The 20,093-nt window shown below is 59.5% G+C and carries 15 protein-coding genes and 1 tRNA gene; 12 read left to right on the plus strand and 4 right to left on the minus strand.

The window, feature by feature from the left end; all coding sequences use genetic code 11:
* Nucleotides 1–102: 102 nt before the first annotated feature.
* From RYZ20_RS06435 to RYZ20_RS06470, 8 genes are all read left to right on the plus strand, one after another.
* Nucleotides 103–2,418 carry an Ig-like domain-containing protein gene (locus RYZ20_RS06435; protein ID WP_317671594.1) on the plus strand — a complete coding sequence of 772 codons (2,316 nt, stop codon included), beginning with the start codon at nucleotides 103–105 and terminating at the stop codon, nucleotides 2,416–2,418.
* Nucleotides 2,419–2,429: 11 nt separating this feature from the next.
* The gene (locus RYZ20_RS06440) at nucleotides 2,430–3,776 is read left to right on the plus strand and encodes a TolC family protein (protein ID WP_317671596.1); all 1,347 of its coding nucleotides are present in this window, start codon (nucleotides 2,430–2,432) and stop codon (nucleotides 3,774–3,776) included.
* Between the two features lie 15 nt (nucleotides 3,777–3,791).
* A complete protein-coding gene (locus RYZ20_RS06445; RefSeq protein WP_317671598.1) occupies nucleotides 3,792–6,047 on the plus strand; it encodes an ATP-binding cassette domain-containing protein in 2,256 nt (751 codons plus the stop codon).
* A complete protein-coding gene (locus RYZ20_RS06450) occupies nucleotides 6,044–7,216 on the plus strand; it encodes an HlyD family type I secretion periplasmic adaptor subunit (protein WP_317671600.1) in 1,173 nt (390 codons plus the stop codon). Before RYZ20_RS06445 ends, RYZ20_RS06450 begins: the two co-directional genes overlap by 4 nt.
* Nucleotides 7,217–7,469: 253 nt before the next feature.
* Nucleotides 7,470–8,576 (plus strand): 3-isopropylmalate dehydrogenase, encoded by a 1,107-nt coding sequence (gene leuB, locus RYZ20_RS06455; protein WP_317671602.1) that lies wholly within the window; start codon nucleotides 7,470–7,472, stop codon nucleotides 8,574–8,576.
* A 104-nt stretch (nucleotides 8,577–8,680) separates the two neighbouring features.
* A complete protein-coding gene (locus tag RYZ20_RS06460; RefSeq protein WP_317671603.1) occupies nucleotides 8,681–9,538 on the plus strand; it encodes a DUF2167 domain-containing protein in 858 nt (285 codons plus the stop codon).
* Nucleotides 9,539–9,629: 91 nt separating this feature from the next.
* Complete coding sequence (locus tag RYZ20_RS06465; RefSeq protein WP_317671605.1) at nucleotides 9,630–10,622, plus strand: DMT family transporter; 993 nt, start codon at nucleotides 9,630–9,632, stop codon at nucleotides 10,620–10,622.
* A 60-nt stretch (nucleotides 10,623–10,682) separates the two neighbouring features.
* Nucleotides 10,683–10,759 (plus strand) — tRNA-Pro (locus RYZ20_RS06470).
* Nucleotides 10,760–10,924: 165 nt separating this feature from the next.
* On the opposite strand, the gene RYZ20_RS06475 is transcribed toward RYZ20_RS06470, so the two are convergent.
* From RYZ20_RS06475 to RYZ20_RS06485, 3 genes are read right to left on the minus strand one after another with little or no spacing between them, the layout of a single operon-like run.
* A complete protein-coding gene (locus RYZ20_RS06475; RefSeq protein ID WP_317671607.1) occupies nucleotides 10,925–12,733 on the minus strand; it encodes a sensor histidine kinase in 1,809 nt (602 codons plus the stop codon).
* Nucleotides 12,734–12,735: 2 nt separating this feature from the next.
* A complete protein-coding gene (locus RYZ20_RS06480; protein WP_317671609.1) occupies nucleotides 12,736–13,401 on the minus strand; it encodes a response regulator transcription factor in 666 nt (221 codons plus the stop codon).
* A 23-nt stretch (nucleotides 13,402–13,424) separates the two neighbouring features.
* On the minus strand, nucleotides 13,425–14,930 hold the full coding sequence (locus RYZ20_RS06485) for a hypothetical protein (RefSeq protein ID WP_317671611.1): 1,506 nt from the start codon (nucleotides 14,928–14,930) through the stop codon (nucleotides 13,425–13,427).
* 218 nt (nucleotides 14,931–15,148) lie between these two features.
* On the opposite strand from RYZ20_RS06485, the gene RYZ20_RS06490 reads away from it, so the two are divergent.
* From RYZ20_RS06490 to RYZ20_RS06500, 3 genes are all read left to right on the plus strand, one after another.
* Nucleotides 15,149–17,413, plus strand: a complete 2,265-nt coding sequence (locus RYZ20_RS06490; RefSeq protein WP_317671613.1) for a hypothetical protein — start codon at nucleotides 15,149–15,151, stop codon at nucleotides 17,411–17,413.
* Between the two features lie 77 nt (nucleotides 17,414–17,490).
* Nucleotides 17,491–18,462, plus strand: coding sequence for a YHYH protein (locus tag RYZ20_RS06495; RefSeq protein ID WP_317671622.1), 972 nt, complete (start codon nucleotides 17,491–17,493; stop codon nucleotides 18,460–18,462).
* Between the two features lie 164 nt (nucleotides 18,463–18,626).
* Nucleotides 18,627–19,016 carry a LysR substrate-binding domain-containing protein gene (locus RYZ20_RS06500; RefSeq protein ID WP_317671624.1) on the plus strand — a complete coding sequence of 130 codons (390 nt, stop codon included), beginning with the start codon at nucleotides 18,627–18,629 and terminating at the stop codon, nucleotides 19,014–19,016.
* An 18-nt stretch (nucleotides 19,017–19,034) separates the two neighbouring features.
* Here the strand turns inward: RYZ20_RS06500 and RYZ20_RS15855 are convergent, their stop codons facing one another.
* The gene (locus tag RYZ20_RS15855) at nucleotides 19,035–19,586 is read right to left on the minus strand and encodes a structural protein (RefSeq protein ID WP_411572332.1); all 552 of its coding nucleotides are present in this window, start codon (nucleotides 19,584–19,586) and stop codon (nucleotides 19,035–19,037) included.
* Between the two features lie 31 nt (nucleotides 19,587–19,617).
* Here RYZ20_RS15855 and RYZ20_RS06510 point away from each other — a divergent pair, with 31 nt between their 5' ends.
* Complete coding sequence (locus RYZ20_RS06510; protein ID WP_317671628.1) at nucleotides 19,618–19,929, plus strand: PAAR-like domain-containing protein; 312 nt, start codon at nucleotides 19,618–19,620, stop codon at nucleotides 19,927–19,929.
* Nucleotides 19,930–20,093: the final 164 nt, after the last annotated feature.

Genomic DNA, 20,093 nt, shown 5'->3' on the forward strand with positions numbered 1-20,093 from the left:
AATTCTGGGACTAGCCATAGGTGATCTTTTGGTCTAGAAATAACCAAAAGTATTAATACCTGCCGATCGAACGAGCAGGTTCCTGAGGCGGAGTAGTAAATAATGGTAAAGTCGGTTGACTTTGCTGTTCGCGATTTTGCGGGCGGCGTAGCGTATGGTGCTGTTGCGGGCGATGGTGCCGGCAATTTTATTCAGGTCGGAGCAGGCGATGAGATTTCGCTCAACCTGCGTCGGTATAACATTCTGAAATACGAACAATCCGGCAGCGATCTGAAGATCGTTCTGGTTGACGGGCGAGAGATTACGCTCTCGGGCTATTTCAGCCAGCCCGAGGGACAGGAAGCGCAGCTTTACATCTCGGCCGACGGCGAGATTGCCGCTGTCAATCTTGAAGATATGGGCGATGGCGTGCTGTTTGCGAATTACGGCACCCCTGAAGCGATCGGTAAATGGAGCCCGAACGACCAGCTTGCCTTCCTCGACGGCGAGGACATCGTCGCCCCCGCGACGGGTGACGATACCACCGGCATGGCGGCCTTCGCGCCCGCGCTTTTTGGCGGGATGGGAACGGCCGGGCTTGCTGGAGCGGGCCTTGTAGGCGCGGGCCTTCTGGGTGGCGGCGGCGGTGGCGGCGATGGCAGCTCGGGTGACGGCACCATCGTTCCGACCGTCGACAACCCCGATAGCGACAGCACTCTGACCACCGAAACCGAAAATCCGGCAGCCACCGTCACCGGCACCGGCGAAGCAGGCTCGACCGTGACGGTCGTGCTTGGCGACCAGACGCTTGAGACCACTGTCAACGAAGACGGCACCTGGGGCGTGACCTTCGAGGGCGAGAGCTTCCCCTCGGATGGCGATCTGAGCGCCGAGGTCACCGTTGTCGCCCCCGATGGCACGACTTATGATCTGGACGGGCCGGACTTTCTGATCGACATGACTCCGCCCGATGTTGCGGTAACCGAAGGCGCGGTTTCGACCTCGGATGTCGAAACCCTCGCGGAATATGCCAATGGCATTTCGATTTCAGGCACGGGCGAGGTGGGCGCAAGCATCACCGTCGAAGTGCTTGGCGAAACGCGATCGACCACCGTCGGCGCCGATGGCAACTGGAGCGTGACCTTCACGCAAAGCCAGCTTCCCGCAGGCACCTATACCGAAGCGATGACAATCACCGCGACCGACATCAACGGCAACGTAACCGTTCTTAACGACCAGCTTCAGGTCGATACCGAGGTGCAGAACTTCTCGGCCACGACGGCGACGCCCAATTCGATGATTGCCGACAACATCGTTAACCACGCCGAGGCCGCGGGCGGGCTTGTCGTGACGGGCACGGTCGAGGCCGGGTCCACGGTTTCGGTGCAGCTTGCGAATGGTGCAACGGTTCAGGCGCAGGTTACAGGCACCACATGGACCGCAACGATCCCGGCAGGTTCGCTGCCTTCGGGCGAGTATCAGGACGTCGCGCTGACCGTGCGCGCCACCGATGCTTATGGCAATACCGCCAGCCAGACGAGCCAGATCGACTTTGACACTGTGGTTCGCAATTTTGCGGTAAACACACAGGTTGCTGGCGATGGTATCGTCAATGCCGCCGAGGCCGCCAACGGTTTTGCGATCAGCGGCACCGTCGAGGCTGGCTCGCAGGTCGTGGTTCAACTGGCCTCGGGCGCGATGCAGACAGCGACGGCAGATGCGTCGGGAAACTGGTCGGTTACGTTCGGCCAGAGCGATCTGCAAGGACTGTCGGGCGCCATGACCTACACGGTCACCGCGACGGATCCGGCGGGGAATACTGCGGTGCTGAATAACACAAGCGCGCAGAACTTCACCTTCGACCTTGAAGCCCCCGACGCACCGATCATCACCGACAAGACCGATGACGGGGTCTCGACCCGCGCGCTTTACACCTCGGAAAGCGAGGGGGATCACTTTACCATCTCGGCAGTGTCGGGCAGCGGTGTGATTTCGACGGTCACAGATAGCGAGCCGTTCTCGCTGGGTGGCGAAGACCTTTATACCTTTGGCACCCGCGTGCCCAATGGCGAATATCTGGTGGTCACAGACACCGATGCCGCCGGAAACGAGGCGTCTACGCTTCTGGTCGTCGACGGCAACAATGATGTGGCCATCGACCTGAACAACAGCGGGCTTGCCAGCTTTGACTTCGGGTCGATTGATCTAAGCTATACGCAAGCCTCGCTGTCGATCACCGAAGAGCAGATCCTGTCACTGACCGGCGCCGAGAATACGCTGGTTATCTCGGGGGATGCGAATGACTCTGTGACCGCGCTTGGTGCGCAGGACACCGGACAGGATACGGTTGTCGGTGGGCAAACCCATTCGATCTATACGGTCGGCGATGACGGGGCGACGCTCCTGATCGACGATCAGATCACCAACCTGACGATCTGAGGATGCACCCGATGAGCCCCCGGAAAAGCCGCCCCAAGCCGCTTTCCCGGGCCTCTGCGGCGGCTCGGGGGCTGCTGGCAGTGGCGGCTGTGGCTGGCCTGTCCGGCTGCCTGGATCAAACACCTTTTCCCCTGACGCGATCGGCGTTTTCGGGCGCGGCAGAGCCGGGGTCGCTTGGCGCTCCGGTTGAGCGCACCGAGGAACGCTCGCAGATCATCGGCGACCTTCAGGCGCGTCGCTCGGTTCTTGCGCCGGGGGGCACCTATGCGCAGATCGCGCAGGGCGTTCTGGATAATTCGGCAGGCACCGCGCAGGCGGATTTGCGGGTCAAGCGCTTGCAGGCCGAGGCGCGTTCAAAGAACTGGCTGCCGCAGATCGGGCCGTCTGTTTCGTTATCGAAGCTGGGTGATGTTGTCGCCTCGATGGTGGTGGATCTGGTGCTGTTCGACAACGGTGGCAAGCGCGCCGAACGCGAGTTCGCCGTGGCCGATGTCGAGGTCGCCGCCGTGGGTTATGCCGACGAGATGAACAGCCTTGTTGCGCAAGGCATCGGTCATTACCTCGACGCGCAGGAAGCCCGCGAACAGGCAGGCCTTGCCCGCCGCGCCGAGGGTCGTCTGGCCGAATACAACCGCATCATGAAGCTGCGCGTCAAAGGCGGGCTGTCGGATATGTCGGAGGCGCGTGTTCTGGCGCAGAAGCTTGCGGAAATGCAGGCGACAGCGGCGGCGGATGAGGGCCGCGCCCGCACTGCTTTGGCGCAATTGCAACAGATGACAACGGCGTCTGTAGATGGCCTTTCAGGGCTGGATAGGGTCGAAATGCCCGCTGCCGCGCCTGACTCTTTGGCGATCAAGCTGGCCGAGAGTGAGCGCGAACGCGCCGTGGCCGAAGCCAAAATGGCACGCGCGGGGATACTGCCGAAACTCGGCGCGGAAGCACGGATTGCGGACGGGTCAAGCGACGCAGGGCTGACGCTTGGCGTCGGGCAGATGCTCGGGTTCGGGACGGGTTCACAGCTTAAGGCCGTCGAAGCGATGCAGGACGCTGCCACCGCCCGCGTTGAAAAGGCAAAGCGCGATTCCGCACAGCGGCAGGTCGAGCTTGGGGCCAAGCTAGAGGCGCTCAGCGCGCGCGAGGAACGCGGGCGCAGCGTGACCGCACAGACGGGCCAGAGCCTTGATTTGTTCGCCCGCCAATACAAGCTCGGGCGGCGCAGCCTGATGGAACTGGTGTCGATGTATGAATCGTTTGCCGCCATGGAACGCGATCAGGCCGCGCTTAAATACGACATCGCGCGGATTAAGCTGGAAATGCTGCGTGAACGCGGGATATTGGTAGACGGGGGTAGGATTTAACTAGGTGTTGGGTCTGTGACAGACCGTGTGGTTGCTTTTGACATTAACGCGGCTCGCGTCAGCGGGGCGTCGGATGGTGTCTTGCCCAAGACAGCCAGACCCGCGCCCCAGCCGAAACCCGATCAAGGCCTGACCCGCGCCAAGGCCCGCGCCGAGCTGGCCGCCGCCTATGCGGGGCTTCTGGGTGCACAGGTTCCCGCCGCCGATATTCTGGAGCAGATGTTGCTTGCCGTGGGCGAGGCGACCGCCGCCGTAACGGGCGCATCGGACGGCGAGATCCAGCCCGATCATATAGCCGCTGTTTTGCGCGTGGCTGGTATGACGGCCTCGGTCGAAACCATCGACAGGCTGTCCCCCGGCCAGTGGCCGGCACTCGCGCAGATGGCCAACGGGCAGATGGTTCTGGTCGTCTCGCAGGACCGCGAAAGCCTGTTTGTATTCGACAAGACCTGCCCCGACCAGCGCGCCGAAGTGCCGCTGGCCGAGTTTGCGCCCTTCTTCTCGGGGCGGATCGTGCGGGCGCGCACCTCGCTCAAGCAGCTAGAGGATCGCCACAAGCTGACGCAGGACCGCGAGCATTGGTTCTGGGGGGCGTTCAAGGCCCAACGCCGCGCCTTTGCCGAGGTCGCGGTTGGCTCGCTTTTCGCCAATATCCTTGCGGTGGCGGTCGCGCTGTTTTCGCTTCAGGTCTATGACCGCGTGATCCCGCATCAATCCGAAAGCACGCTTTGGGTGCTGGCCGTGGGTGCGATGCTGGCGCTTGGCCTTGAGATGGCGCTCAAACTCGCGCGCTCGGGGCTGATGGATGTCGCGGGCCGCAAGATCGAGCTTGGCGTGCAGACCCTTTTGATGGGGCGGCTTCTGGGGATGAAGGCGATGCCGGGGCGGCGTTCGCCCTCGCAGCTATTCTCGGCGATGCGCGAGTTTTCATCGGTGCGCGAGTTCTTTACCGCCTCGACCATCGGCACGCTGGCCGACATCCCGTTCATCTTTGTCTTCCTCTTGCTGGTGGCGAGCATTGGTGGCTCGCTTGTCTGGGTGCTTCTGGCGGGCGCGGTTCTGATGGTGACGCCTGGCTTCTTTATGCAAAAGAAGATGATGCAACTGACGCAATCGACCCAAGGCGCCTCGGCGCGGGCGACGCGGCTTTTGCACGAGGCGATTTACGAGCATGAAACCGTCAACACCGCCCGCGGTGCCGACCGGTTCAAGCGGATCTGGGACGAGTTGACCACGCTGTCAGCCGTGAAAAGCTCGGAGCAGCGCAAGCTGGCCTCGGCGCTGACCTACTGGGCGCAGATGGTGCAACAGGCGACCTATGTGATCGCGGTGGTGATTGGCACTTATAAGGTGTTCGAGGGCGAATTCACCGTAGGTTCGATCATCGCGATCGGTATCCTGACCTCGCGCACGCTGGCACCGCTGACGCAGCTTGCGGGCACGATGGCGCGCTGGTCGAATGTGAAGGCTGCGCTGGACGGGCTTGAGGCGATTGCCGACGCGGACCAGATGCAGGCCGACGGGCGCTCCTATCTGCGTGCGGACCGCATCGAGGGGGAATTCGAACTGCGCCAGCTTGAGTTCCGCTATGACCCCGAGGGCGCGCATACGGTCGATATTTCGGCGCTGCAAATTCCGGCAGGCCAGCGGGTGGCGGTGTTGGGGGCGAACGGCTCGGGCAAATCGACGCTACTCAAGCTGATGGCGGGGATTTACGAACCCCAAGGTGGCCGCATCCTGCTTGACGGGGTTGACATCGGCCAGCTTCACCCGCGCGATCTGCGCCGCGCTGTCGGCTATCTTGGGCAGGACGTGCGCCTGTTTGCCGGAACGCTGCGCGACAACCTGAACATGACGCAGCTCGAACGCGACGAAGAACGCCTGTATCAGGCGCTGGAATTCGCGGGCCTTGGCCCCCATGTGCGCGCGCATCCGCGTGGTCTTGACCTTGAAATAAAGGACGGGGGCGAGGGGCTTTCGGTCGGGCAGCGGCAGTCGATCGGCTGGGCGCGGCTTTGGCTGCAAGACCCGAGCGTCGTTATTCTGGATGAACCCACCGCAGCGCTGGATACCACGCTGGAAACCACGCTTGTCAGCCGTCTGGACCATTGGCTGGCAGGGCGCACCGCGATTATCGCGACGCACCGTGTGCCGATCCTTGCCCTGACCGCCCGCACGCTGATCTTGCAAAACGGGCGGATGGCCGTGGATGGCCCGCGCGACGCGGTTCTGGCACATCTGACCAAAGGCAAAGCAGGGGCGGTAGGATGACGACCATCGACCCTGCCGCGCTGATCGCCCGCACCCGCCGGATGTCGGTCACGATCTGGCTGATCGCCGTGGTGATTATTGTGTTTCTGCTCTGGTCCTCGGTTGCTTGGGTCGACCAGATCGTGCGCGGCCCCGGAGAGATTGTGTCATCCTCCAAGCCGCAGATTATCCAGAACCTCGAAGGCGGTATTCTGGCCGAACTATATGTGTCCGAGGGCGATACCGTCGAACCCGGCGACATGCTGGCCAAACTTTACGGCACGCAATACCAGACGCAGGTCGATGATCTGCGCGCCCAAATCGCGACGCAGGAAATCCGCCAGATCCGCCTTGAGGCCGAGATGAAGGGAATCGACGCTTTTGACATAAGCGACGAGCAAGCCGCGCTGGTCCCGCATATCTTTGCCTCGGAATCCGCGCTTCTGACGGCGCGGTTGCAGGATTTCGCCTCTCGCAAAGAGGGCGCGCGCAATGTGATGAAGCAGGCGAAAGCCGAGCTGGACCTCTTGGAGAACATGTATAACCAAGAGGTTGCGCCGCTGATCGAGGTGACACGGGCGCGCAAGATCTTTTCCGATGCCGAGAACAAATTCAACGAGATCGTCACCAAGACCGAACTGGAGCGCGCCTCGGATTATTCCGATACTTTGCAAGAGCTTAGCTCTTTGCGCCAAAAGCTGAAGCTGTCCGAGGACCAGCTGGGACGGACGCTTTTGGCGTCGCCGATGAAAGGCGTGGTCAACAAGCTGGAAGTAACGACGATCGGCGGGGTGGTTCGGCCCGGTGAAGAGATCATGCAGATCATCCCGCTGGATGAAGAGATGTTCATCGAGGCCAAGATTGCGCCCAAAGACATCGCGAATGTGCGCGCGGGGCAGGACGCGACGATCAAGCTCTCGGCCTATGACTACACGATTTACGGCAGCCTTCAGGGAAAGGTCCAGTTCATCTCGGCCGACACCTTCAAGGACGAACGCAAGCCCGATGGCGACCCCCATTACAAGGTGACGCTGCGCGTCGATCTGGCGCATCTGAGCGAACGTCAGCGCAATCTTGAAATCCGGCCCGGGATGCAGGCGACGGTCGAGTTGCATACAGGGGAAAAGACGATCCTCCAATATCTCCTCAAGCCGCTGTATAAATCCCGCGAAGCCCTGCGCGAGCCGTAGGGAATGCTGCGCAAAAACCGGGATGCTTCGCGCCATCCATCCGCACCCGTCAGCCGACACAGGCGACGGGGGGCGCGGTTCCCACTGTTGCCCCGCAGGCTTTGGCGTCGCAAGAAGGGCGCTCAAACCCTGCGCATCGGTCGGCGAACCCCTGCCGATGCCCTTAATTCATGCGGCTTCACGCCGCCGCGCTTGACCCTGCGTCCCCCATTGGATAGGCCGCTTGCAACGCTACATCCGCTGGAGAACCCCCATGTCCAATCCTTCCATCCTGATCCTTGCCGGTGACGGCATCGGCCCCGAAGTCATGGCCGAAGTGAAAAAGATCATCGCCTGGTTTGGCGACAAGCGCGGCCTCGCCTTTGACGTGTCCGAAGATCTGGTCGGGGGCTGCGCCTATGATGTGCACGGCGTGCCGCTGGCTGATGAGGCCATGGCCAAGGCGCAAGCGGCGGACGCAGTTCTGCTGGGTGCCGTGGGCGGCCCGAAATACGACGTGCTCGACTTCTCGGTAAAGCCCGAGCGCGGCCTGCTGCGTCTGCGCAAGGAAATGGACCTGTTCTCGAACCTGCGCCCCGCACAGTGCTTCGACGCGCTTGCCGATTTCTCGTCGCTGAAAAAGGACGTGGTCGCGGGCCTCGACATCATGATCGTGCGCGAGCTGACCTCGGGCGTATACTTCGGTGAGCCGCGCGGCATTTTTGAAGAAAACGGCGAGCGTTATGGCGTCAACACGCAGCGCTACACCGAATCCGAGATCGAGCGCGTTGCCCGTTCGGCGTTTGAACTGGCCAAGCGTCGGGGCAACAAGGTCTGCTCGATGGAGAAGGCCAACGTTATGGAATCGGGCATCCTTTGGCGCGAAGTCGTCCAGCGTGTCCACGACGAGGAATACCCCGAGGTCGAGCTGTCGCATATGTATGCCGACAACGGCGCGATGCAGCTTGTCCGCTGGCCCAAGCAGTTCGATGTCATCGTGACCGACAACCTGTTCGGTGACATCCTGTCGGATTGCGCCGCGATGCTGACCGGTTCGCTGGGGATGCTGCCCTCGGCCTCGCTCGGTGCGCCGATGGAAAACGGTCGTCCGAAGGCGCTTTATGAACCCGTGCACGGCTCGGCCCCCGATATTGCCGGTCAGGGCAAGGCGAACCCGATCGCTTGCGTTCTTAGCTTCGCGATGGCGCTGCGCTACAGCTTTGATCAGGGTGACGAGGCAACCCGCCTTGAGCAAGCGATCGAGAAAGTGCTGGCCGATGGCGTGCGCACCGCAGACCTGATGGGCCCCGAGGGTGGCACGCCGGTCTCGACCGCCCAGATGGGCGACAAAATTATTGAGGCGCTTGAAGCGAGCCTCTAAACTAACCGGGCCCGCTACATCGGCGGGCCCGATTTTCTTTGTGCGATTGGATTGCGATTATGAAATTGAAGTCAGTTGTTTCTGGTTTGGTATGCGCGCTGCTCTTGGCGCAACCGGTTGCCGCAAAGTCCTTTAAAGAGCTGTTTCCCGAGACCTACGACACGATTGCCGAGCCTTATCTGCCGCTTGTCGATTCTCTTGATATGAAGACCGGCACCGTCTCGGTCGGTGATGGCATGGCCACCCTCGAATTGGGCGAGGAGTTCTATTTTCTGAACGCGACCGATGCGGCGACCGTTCTGATAGATCTGTGGGGCAATCCAGATGCAACCGGAACCTTGGGAATGGTGTTCCCTATGGGATATGCGCCGGTGGGGAATGGATGGGGGATCGAGATCAGTTTCGATCCTGTCGGATATGTCTCGGATGAAGATGCGCAAAGCATCAATTTCGACGAGCTTCTTCAGCAGATGCGCGAAGATATTGTCGAAGAAAACAAAGACCGCGTGGCGAATGGCTATGAAGAGGTCCAGCTTCTGGGATGGGCCGAAGCGCCGCATTACGACCAGCAATCGCGTCAGGTCTATTGGGCAAAAGAGTTGCATTTTTCGTCGATGGACGAGGGCGAAAACACGCTGAACTATTTTATCCGTGCGCTTGGGCGCCGCGGTGTGCTGCAACTCAATTTCATTGCAGACATGGGGCAGCTTTCCGAAATTCAATCTGCGGTCCCGCAGGTGCTAAGCATGGTCGAATTCACCCAAGGCAACCGCTATATCGACTTTGATCCCAGCGTCGATACCGTGGCCGCTGTCGGTATTGGCGGGTTGATCGCGGGCAAGATTGCCGCAAAAACCGGCCTTCTGGCGCTGGCGCTCGTATTCCTCAAGAAATTCTGGTTCCTCATCTTCGTCCCCTTCCTGTGGCTAAAGAACAAGTTCAAACGCAGGCCCGAAGCCTGACCTGCCAAGACGCCACCTGATGAACCGCTCTCTTGCTCTTGACTTAACTCTTGCATAGGCAGTGCTATGTGAGCGGTAACGGGAGGCGCAGATGTCGGAACCGAGAAACAACCTGCAAGGCGCTTTGCTGGGGCTTCTGGCAATGGCGATTTACGCTGCGCATGATGCGGTAGTGAAAAGCCTTGGCGGCGGGTTCAGCGCGATCCAGATCATCTTTTTCGCGGCGCTCCTGAGCTTCCCGATCACCTCGGTCATCATGTTACAGGACAAGCGCGAGACCTCGCTCCGGCCGGTCTATCCCGGCTGGCTGTTGTTCCGCTCGATCTGTGTGGTGGTGACGGGGCTGTCGGCGTTTTACGCCTTCACCCATTTGCCGCTGGCGCAGGTTTACCCGATCCTGTTCGCAGCGCCCTTGCTGGTGACGGTGCTGTCGATCCCGCTTCTGGGCGAAACCGTGCGCTTGCGCCGCTGGATTGCCGTGATCGTCGGCCTGATCGGCGTGGTTGTGGTTGTCCGCCCCGGCCAGACAGATCTGACATTAGGCCACCTGGCAGCGATTGCGGCCTCGGTCTGTTCGGCGCTTGCCTCGGTGATCGTGCGCAAGATCGGCGGGCAGGAACGGTCAATCGTTCTGCTGCTGTATCCGATCATCGGGAATTTCGTCGCGATGGGGGTGATGCTGCCCTTCGTCTATCAGCCCATGTCCCTTGGTGAGCTTGGGTTGATGGGGGTCGTGGGGGCGTTCGGCCTTCTGGCTTCGTTCATTATCATTCTGGCCTATCGCGAGGGCGAGGCGGTCATCGTCGCGCCGATGCAATATTCGCAAATCATTTGGGCGATCTTTTACGGCTACATCTTTTTCAACGAGGGTGTGGACGGTCCGACGCTTGCCGGTGCTGCAATCGTAATCGCATCGGGCATGTATATCGTGTTCCGCGAGGGCAAAGGCACCTCGGCCAACCAGCCCGTTCTGCGCACGCGCTGGCGGGGTGAAACACCGACGGTCCCGCGCTCGTCGCTGATCCAGCGACTGCTGACCCAAGGCGTCAGCGGTGAGGATGGCATCGGTTCATCACGCGAGTGACGAATTCTTCGCAAAACCCCTTGCAAATATCTGCGTGGGGGGCTAATCCCCGCCCACGGTCGGAGCGTAGCGCAGCCTGGTAGCGCACCTGCTTCGGGAGCAGGGGGTCGGAGGTTCGAATCCTCTCGCTCCGACCAAATTTCCCGCTAGTTAGAATCGCTTAGCCACCCCGCCTTGGGTGGCTGTTTGCGTTTGGACCTATTCGGCAAGCCAACCGGATACCCTCGCAAGCTTTCGATTTTCTGAGCGCGCGCGATATGTCAGCGTTGTCAAGCAGTTGGGAAAACGCCACCTGAGACAGATCAGACAGATTCCGGCCCGTGTGTCGGCAAAATCAGCGTGAATTCAGCGCCATCCCCGCGTGCCCGGATAACGGTCTCTCCACCGAGCGCCTCGGCACGCCGCGCCATATTCTGCACTCCATACCGACGAACTTCGGAGGTTTTGTGAAATCCCTTGCCGCCCGCATTCACGACGTGAATGGCGAATTTTCCGGAACTCATCGCTTCGCCTTTGATGTGAAGGGTTTGCGGCATTCCGTGTCGCACCGCATTCGAGATCGCCTCTTGCAGAATGCGTAGCACCGACAGCGTCTGTTCGGGCGACATCCATTTGACATCGGGCAGATGCACCATAGACCATTCGGTCTCGATCCCGAGGCGCCTGAGCGGATCAATTGATCGCTCACGCAGCGAGGCCAGCGCGATCCGCAAGTCCCCTTCTGGCATGACCAGTGCGTCGATCACCATGCGCAACTCGCCCAAGGCATGGCGCGCGACGGTCTGGATGCCTCGATGGTCAGTTTGTTCCGCGTCGCTAAGCGCTACGATCGTCGAAAGGTGCCCCGCGACGCCATCGTGGAGTTCCGCCATGATACGGGTCCGCTCGGACTGGCTGGCGGCTTTTTCAGCTAGAGTCCGTTCGCGTTCGAAGACCACAGCCAATTCGTCTTCACGTTGACGCAAACGCTCGCTCAGGGTCCGTGCGGCTTGATCGAGTTCACGCGTAATACGCGCCAGATGCAGCATCAGGAAGATGGCGATCCCAACCAGTGTCAGCAGTCGCGCGGGCTGCGCCAGAAACACACCGTTTCCCAAATAGCCGAGCCGGAGAAACTGATCATGAACCACCGCGCCGATCATCAGCAAAAGGCCTGACACGAGGAATGCCAGATCCGCCGAGGGCTGGCACCAGAAAAGGCGGACCAGAATAACAAGAGCGACCGATAGGCTGGCGGCAGTGATCGGTAAGATAACCCACAGGACAATTTCGGCCAATGGAGCCATCCCGCTCAGGATCAGAATATATCCCATGGTCGGCATCATAATCGCGGCGATTGTCAGCGCCCGGGTCCGGCGTATTCCTTCAAGGCTCGCTGCGAAGCCAAGAAACCCGATCGCTGCAGGCGGGGCCAGCATAAAGGCCCAGGGAACAATCGGGAGCACTTGCGGAAATGTATCGCCGAAAGTGCCTAGAGAAAACAGGCACGAGGCAACCATCGACACTCCGAGCCAGGCAAACCGCTCTTCCCGTCGGTGTGCTGCAACCAGAATAATACACGCCAGCGCAAGAAATGCCTGCACACCGAACACAATGACCTTGAGATCATGCTCGATAAAATTGCGCAGGCGGAAATAGGGGGCCAACTCCGTCTCCGGCCCAAGATACAGGCGCGAGAGGGCGCCGAATTTGAGCGGTCCGGTCGACACCGTCAGATCTATCCGGTTTTTTCCGTCGTGCAACACCTCGGAAGGCAACAGAACCAACGCGGACGCGGAAGACAGCGGTCCGCGCCAAGGCGTCAGATTCGCCTGCGCCGTCAGGTCAATCCCGTTCAGGCCCAGGGAGAGGCGCTGTTCGAAATAGGGCACATAGAGATGCAGGGGCGCGTCCGCATCGAGCCGGTGTTCGAACTCGAAACCGAACTGGCGTGTTTCGACTCGCCCTACCGTCCCGTTCCAGCGCTGCGGAAGCTCATGAGGCTGCGCGCCGGAAGTCTGCGCCAGCAGGATACTCTTGCCCGAGGGTGGCTCGACCCCGAAGGCCAGCAAAGCAACAACGCCGAGAGCGAACAGACCAGCGGCAAGGCCTCGCCAGAACAGATCATACACCCTCATGTGCCAAGAATGCCCAGCCTGCGGGCCTCATAGGTCGCTTCGGTCCGGTTGGTAGCCTGAAGCTTGCGGTAGATATTGCGGATATGCACCGGAACCGTCTGCGACGAAATTCCCAGAATTTCGGCGACCTCCCGGTTGGTGAAACCTTTGGCAATCGCATTGAGGATTTCGATTTCGCGCGTCGTCAGGCTCGGGGCGTCGTGCGATCTTGCAGGCTGCGCCCTGCCGGACTGGATCATCTCGATCATATGTCGGGCAATGCCGATAGAGATAGGGGATTTGCCGTCCAGAATGGCCTCGATTGCCTCGACTATCCCCAGGCTGTCATCGTCTTTCAGGATATATCCGGTCGCACCGGCACGCAGGGCATCAATCACCAGCGGGCGCTCGCTCAGAGCAGAGATGACGATAGATTGACCGTTCGGGTGGTGCTTTTGCATCGCCTCAATCGCGCTGATACCACTGCCATCGCCAAGATGTATATCGGCCACCAGCAGGTCGACCTTGGTGGTTTCGATCTGGCCAAGCGCGTCCTTGAGGAAAGCGCAGTTGCCCACGATCCGCGCCCTGCCCCAATCCTGCAAAATCCGGCACAGCCTGTCTGCCACCGCGACATTGTCCTCGAGCACGAGAATGCGGACCGTATCTGTCATTTCCGTCATCCGGGCGGTCCCTCGCTCTCGGATCAGGGCAAAAGCCCCATCTCGCCTATTACCGCCCCTAGCGTGGGGGATTTGTGGACGATGGAGACCCGCTTCGCAACTGTCGGCAAGGTTACTCCAAGGTTCTTTAGGTCATTCAGGAATATCGTTTCTTGCGACTTCTCGATGGCTTCAGGCGGGCGCACGGTCAGAAGGATCGCGACCTCGTGGGTTGCGACCGAGGTAACCTGATTGCCGAACAGGTTGCCCACGACGGGAATCTGGCGCAGCCCTTTTTGCCCTCCGCGCGCATCATCGCGCGACGTCATCTCAAGCGAACCAAGCAAGAAAGCCGTATTATAGGGCACCTGGCCGCCGCTTTCGACTGTGGAGCTGTCGATCTCTACCTTGGTGAAGGTCTGGCCCAGAACCGGCGGCACATAGTCCGAAATCTCGGCCGCCGCATGTAGGGTCGCCGCGGTGCCCGTGAATTTTTGAAGCTCGAGTTCGAGCGTAATACCCACATCTTCGTCAATACTGTCATCCGTGCCATCGGCACCCACAATATGCAGGTTCTGGCCGACAAACAGCTTCGCGTCCTGGTCCAGCGCCACCTTGAGCACCGGAGTCGAGCTGATCGTGTTCACGGCTTCCGCGTCCGAGGCCATGCTCAGCGCGTAATCGACACTTGGCAGGTCAATGGTGATCCCGTTCGTGCGCGTGATGTCGCTTCCGGTATCGAGCGTGGATGCGGGAGCGCCGTCTGCCAGCGCGCGCGAGTGGGTGCGGGAGCGCGTGAACTCGTAGGGGGTGCCACTCACGCCGATTGTCAGCCCCGCCATCAAATCCTGACCGATAGAGGAACCAGATTCCGCCTGCCGCTCAACGATGAAAAGCTCGACCTGAAGGTCACTGGCGCAGATGCCATCCTTCCCCTCGATCTCTTCGTCGGGTTTCTCGCAAGTGAAGGAAGGTGCCTCCAGATTCCCGTCAAAGCGCGCCATGATTTTCGCACCGCTGCCTGCCGCGTAAAGGTCATGCATATAGGCACCAAGGATCACCGACCGGCCGGGACGCGCCTGTTTGCCTTTGTCATACAGCGCTTGCGCCAGAAGCTCGTGGTTCGAGCGTAGCGCCGAAAGGGCTGCCATCCACCACCCGTCCGAGCTCTGATCCAGACGCGCCGCGCCGAGAAACGCACGGTAGGCCGCGTCATAATTCCCCAGCCGGTAGTTGGTATAGCCTGCCAGATAATAGGGCGCCGGATCATCAACCTGCAACACGGCCGCACGCTCGAACGCGGAGCGCGCGAAATAAAGGTCATGCAACGAGCTTCCTGCACCTGCCAGAAGGGCTTTGCCCTTGACCAAATGCGAGGCGCCATCCAGCGGGCTGAACTCGTCCAGCGCATCCTGCCCGTGGCTGAGCTGCTGAAGCCGTTTATCGTCATCCTGCCGCATCTCGGTGACGGAACAACCCGAGACTGTCAGCGCCATCACCAGAAGATGAGGCGCATAACGGGGCAGGCGCATAAAGGGAATGTGCGCCATGGTTCTGCTCATTTTGACGACGCGAACCCTGCCCCGAGCCAACGCCAGATTATTCCCTCACGGCTAACGCGGTGGGAGCTATCCGCCAATACCAAGAATTGGGTATGTCGCACGGCAACGCGAGCCGAAACAACGCCATATACCAAGAACGGGGTATAGCCCGACAGAACGAACGCGCGCAGTTTGTGGGACTCTCTACTCTCATGAGGAGGCCGCACATGCGTGTCAAACCCACCCTCTGTAGCGTATCGGTTTTTGCTTTATCCGCCTTTCTGGCCGCGTCATCCGCGCAGGCCAAATCCTTTTCCCCCTCGGATTTCGTGCTGACGTTGAAAGACGATGACTCGCTTGAAATCGGCTACGGTTCCAGCACGATCACGATTGACGCGGGGGACGCATGGGCGGCCACCGAGGATGCCGCAGGCAAGACATACACCTACTCGGGACCAATCACGATCGGCGATTTTTCGATCGGAGACGTCGACGCCTCGATCGGGCCTGATGGGGTGAAACTGGTTACACCTGCGGGCTTCGGGCTTGGCGATCTGACGCTGAGCGCAGGCGAGTTGGCACTTGAATTGCTGCCCGGCGATCAGATCACCGATCAGCCCGATTTTCTGACCTTCGACAGCAAGGACTTCGTTCTTTACACGGCCATCAGCACTGGTCTGGAGATCGGCATCGGCGACACGACCAGCATCTCGATTCCAACGCCCGTTGATGTTGCCGCCTCGTTGGCTATCGAGGTTAAAAACGGAAGCCTTTATTACGAAGGCCCGATTCCCAGCCCGGCGATGCTGGCAAATGGTGTGAACAAATTTATCAAGTCCGCCTCTGGCAAAGGCGATGACGGTAATATGCTGACTGGCGGCTTCGGCTTTTCGGTCGACGGCGATTTCACCTATACTTCCGAGGTCGATGTCTATCAGTCCTCGAAGAAAGACCCCGCCAAAGAGAACTTCAGCGCCAATGTGGTGATGGTAGGCGAGTTCGAACTTGCCGATATGGCCACCGCTGAAGGCACGTTTTTCGTTGATGTGGAAACCGGTGAAGTGGGCGTGAACGCAGCTGCGAGCATCGGCTTTGACATGCTTGGCGCCTCGGTCGCGATGGAGATCGGAACGGGCAGCTTCGTCGTCGACAAGGATGGCGTGCGCATTGGCATGACGATGGATACCGACGACGATTTCGGTCTGCCAAGTTCGCTGGCTAACATCGCGCATTTCCTGGTGCCGATGCTGGGCGAGGAGATGACCGGATACGGCACGCTCAAGACCGGTGGTGATTTTATCTTCGCCTTCGAGGCGAATTCGCTTGATATGTATGGTATCGATATGTCCGACACCTCGTTCAGCCTGTCGTCTTCGGGGCTTGAGGTCTCGGCGAAGATGGACATCGACGGCTTTGACTCTAAGCTGAACGTTTCTGGCGCGATCACTGACGACAGCTGCTATCTTGACATCGAGAAGTTCAAGTTCATGGGCTTTGACCTGAGCAGCCCGAAGATCAAGCCCTGCGATATGGCTGAAGACGCCGCAATGGCCTTTGTCGGCGACATCAAGATCATGGGCTACACCCTGTCTTCGGTTGACGGCACTTCCTATGCGACCGATGCCGCCAAGGCGTTCCTGTCGAAAGACCAGAAATTTACCGTCAGCTTCGACGTCAAAGAGAAGTTCGGCGTGGATGGTGGTCTGGCGGGCGGCTATGTGAAACTCGCGGCCTCAGGCGATGCCGACATGAAGCTTTCGAAAGAAGGTGAATTGTCGGGGGACATCGATTTCGACGGATCTGCGAAGTTCTGCGGCAAGGTCAAGCTCGCAGGCAAAAAAGTGTCGAAGTGCAAGAAGGTCTCTTCGGGCATTTCGCAAAGTTTCGACGCGGATGTGGGCTGTATCAAATTCTCGGCCAGCACAAAGATCTTCGGCGAAACGATCAAGCTGAACGCGGGTGAGGTTTGCCCTTGGCCGGATACGGGCAGCTATGAAACCTCGGACGACTATGACAGCACCGACGGGCTTGATAGCGATGACCTTGGCACCACGCTGGCGCTGAAAACGTCGGACGGGAAATATGTAAGCTGGTCGAAAGATCGCGGCGCTCCGGGCACGACCTCGACGGTCAGCGACTACATCGGTTGGACCTTTATAAACTTTGATGACAGCAATTGCCTTAAAGACGGATCAGTCGTCGGCATTCGCTTGGGTGACGAGGATACCCAAAGTGAAGACTGGTACATGCGCGTCAAGAAAGACAAATCAACCGCGCTGAATGGCGAAGCTGGCGATACTGGTGACGGCAAGAAGAAGTTCTACATCGGCAAGGTCAAGATGGCGGGAACCTGCCTGAGCGATGGCGATGTGATTACGCTCAAGAACAGGGAATACAAACGCTACTGGTCAAACAGTAACGGCACGATTGTCGCTACGAATGACAAAGACGATTCCGAGTTCACCGTAGTCTTTGATCCCGGCTGGGAGTGATCTTCGCAAACGGAACCCGCAGCCCTTGGAGCTGCGGGTTTTATCTGGTCTCTTAGCACTTCAAGAATATATCCCACATGCTGAACACAAAAATCCTTACCGCATCGACCGCCCTACTTGCTCTTGGCGCAGCTTGCAGCAGCATGCCAGAAGCCAAAGCTGAACCGGCCAGCATCGACATCACCAATGCAATTTTTGACACGCGTTCTACCGATTGCGCCGATTATGCAGCCGTATATCATGCAGACGCTGAGGATGCGCAGGATGGACGCCATTTACACGCAGCGTTGAACGTCACCAACTCATCGACCGCCTGCACGTTCACCTCGAACTCGGTTCCCAATCACAGCTTTAACACTCAAGGAGCGCATTTTGTAAAACCCGTCACCGAGGTCATCAGCAGCTTCACGTTGCCTCGATTCCCTGCCATCGCGGCCCGTCCTACAGCACTCAGCCAGCGCAGCTATGATGCGATCATGCTTAACGGGATCGTCCTCGATATGCTTTCGGCTGGCTGCTATCGCCCGCTGGGCAACCGTGTCGATGCAAACGGGAATGTCGCCATAGGCTGCACCGTTGAAAACGACGACTGGCTCTTGGATCCGCTCGGACCAGGAGCCGGTTTCGGACCGGATTCTCATAACGCCCATACCCAGCCCGATGGCCGCTATCACTACCACGGCAACCCCATGGCTATGTTTGGCGACACTCCAAGCAAAGCCGGCTCCCCCGTCATCGGGTTCGCTGCCGACGGTTTTCCAATTTACGGCAGTTACTTTGTCGATGACTTAGGAAAACTTCGCAAAGCACGTTCGGGTTATGCCCTACGGCCGGGAGATCGCCCGTCAGGGAATGGCAACCCCGGCGGCACATACGACGGGATGTATGTCGATGATTATGTCTTTGCGAACACCGGAGATTTGGACGCCTGCAATGGGATGACAGTCAATGGACAATACGGCTATTATGTAACGGAAACATACCCTTGGGTTCTCAAGTGCTTCAGCGGCACGCCCGACAAATCCTTCCAAAAAGGCCCGCCACGCTGAGAAGGCAATACCAATTTGTAGCGGCCACAGTGGCCGCTGCGGATTTGCGTGCGTGAGTTATTCGGTCCAAGTGGGTCCGGCAGCCAACTGAACCCCGGGTTTCTAAAAGTCAGCCCGAGCCCATTGCGGCGCCTGACGGGCTGGGGACGTTCTTTGTCGCCCCGATGCTGGCCCGCCACGGCACCCCCACCAACCCGCAAGAGCTGCGCGGACACCGGCTGGCGGGCTATATTTCGGACATGATGTTTTTCAAGGAACTGCGCTATCTGGAAGAGCTTGGCATCTCGGCTCCGGCTGGGTTCACCTCAAGTTCGATCATCGCGCAACGCGAGGCGATCCGCGCAGGCGCGGGCCTTGGCATCCTGCCGCGTTTCATGGCGATTGATGACCCCGAACTGGTGCCGGTTCTGACTGACAAATACGTTCTCAACCGCAACGTCTGGATTCTCAGCCACCAAAGCACCGAAGATCTCTCACGGGTCCGCGTCGTTTCCGAGTATCTTCAGCGCGCGACCCGCTCTGCGCGGGACAGGTTTCTGATCCCCGAAGCATGACGGCTGCGATCTGCCGGTCTACGGCTCTGCCGTCTGGGGCAAAATGTCGCGAGACGGATCATCCCGTGACCTGCGTATCGGCAGGCATCCCATTCCGGCGATCTCGCGCCGCTCCAAGAATTCTTCTTTGCGCTTCCGAATGTAACATATATCGCGTGGCGATATTTCGCGCATCAGGTTCCGTCGCAAATTTTTCTGAGGGGTGCAAACGGGCTCCAGCGGCCCTTCACCTTGATCTACGTCTTGTCCAAACTTGACCCGAGACCGGAGATAACCGTTTCCTGCACCAACTCGCGGGCCATCGCGGCAAGGAGCCCCTCGGCCGATCCGGGGTCGACGCCAAGGATTTCTGTCGCACATTGAAGCCGGTGTTCGGTGGCCGCCTGCGGGCGGATCGTCCCAGCGAAATACCTGATCGTAAAATTCGGCGTGGCTGTCACAGACTTTGGCGTCGTCCTGGGAGCGCCAGATGTAACGCTCGATCCCAAAATCCTGTTGCCGAAGCTGGTTGATCAGACCCGCGAAGGACCGAAGCAGGCGTTCTTCCATCGCAGCCCGCAACGGACGCATGCGCTGCGGGTGGGTCTCATATTCCTCGAAGATGGCCGTCAGGGTACCGGTTCCTTACATGATCGTTTCAGAGCTTGGCTGGCCTGAAAGCACCGACAGCAAAGTCCGCCTTGGTGGCCAGCAGGCCTTCACCATGGCGAGCCGGACAAACAAGGTTACAGGTGATGAGCCGGGCACCGGTGGCGGCATAAAATCCGGCGTCAACACAGGCTGGTGCAGGCCGCAGTCAAACAAGACAAGCTTCTCGGTCTCTGGGCAGGAGGTGATCCAGCACGATTGCGTCTACGAGATGAATTGCAATGGCCCCGCCGGCCCCTCGAACACGCCCGGCAAGGTCAGGTAGGGGGCTGCAAGATATGAGGCAGGCGTCATTGAACCGCGCGAAGTGAAACAAAAGGCAAGAGCAAAGAAATACACTGGCTATTGCGCTTGTTTCGTTCAGTCTATCTGATGAGAACAAAGCAAGACTTTGTGAAATTTCACAAACTACAGGGCACCTCCCCTAGT

The sequence above is a fragment of the Pseudothioclava alba genome, assembly GCF_033100795.1.
Lineage (GTDB): Bacteria > Pseudomonadota > Alphaproteobacteria > Rhodobacterales > Rhodobacteraceae > Pseudothioclava.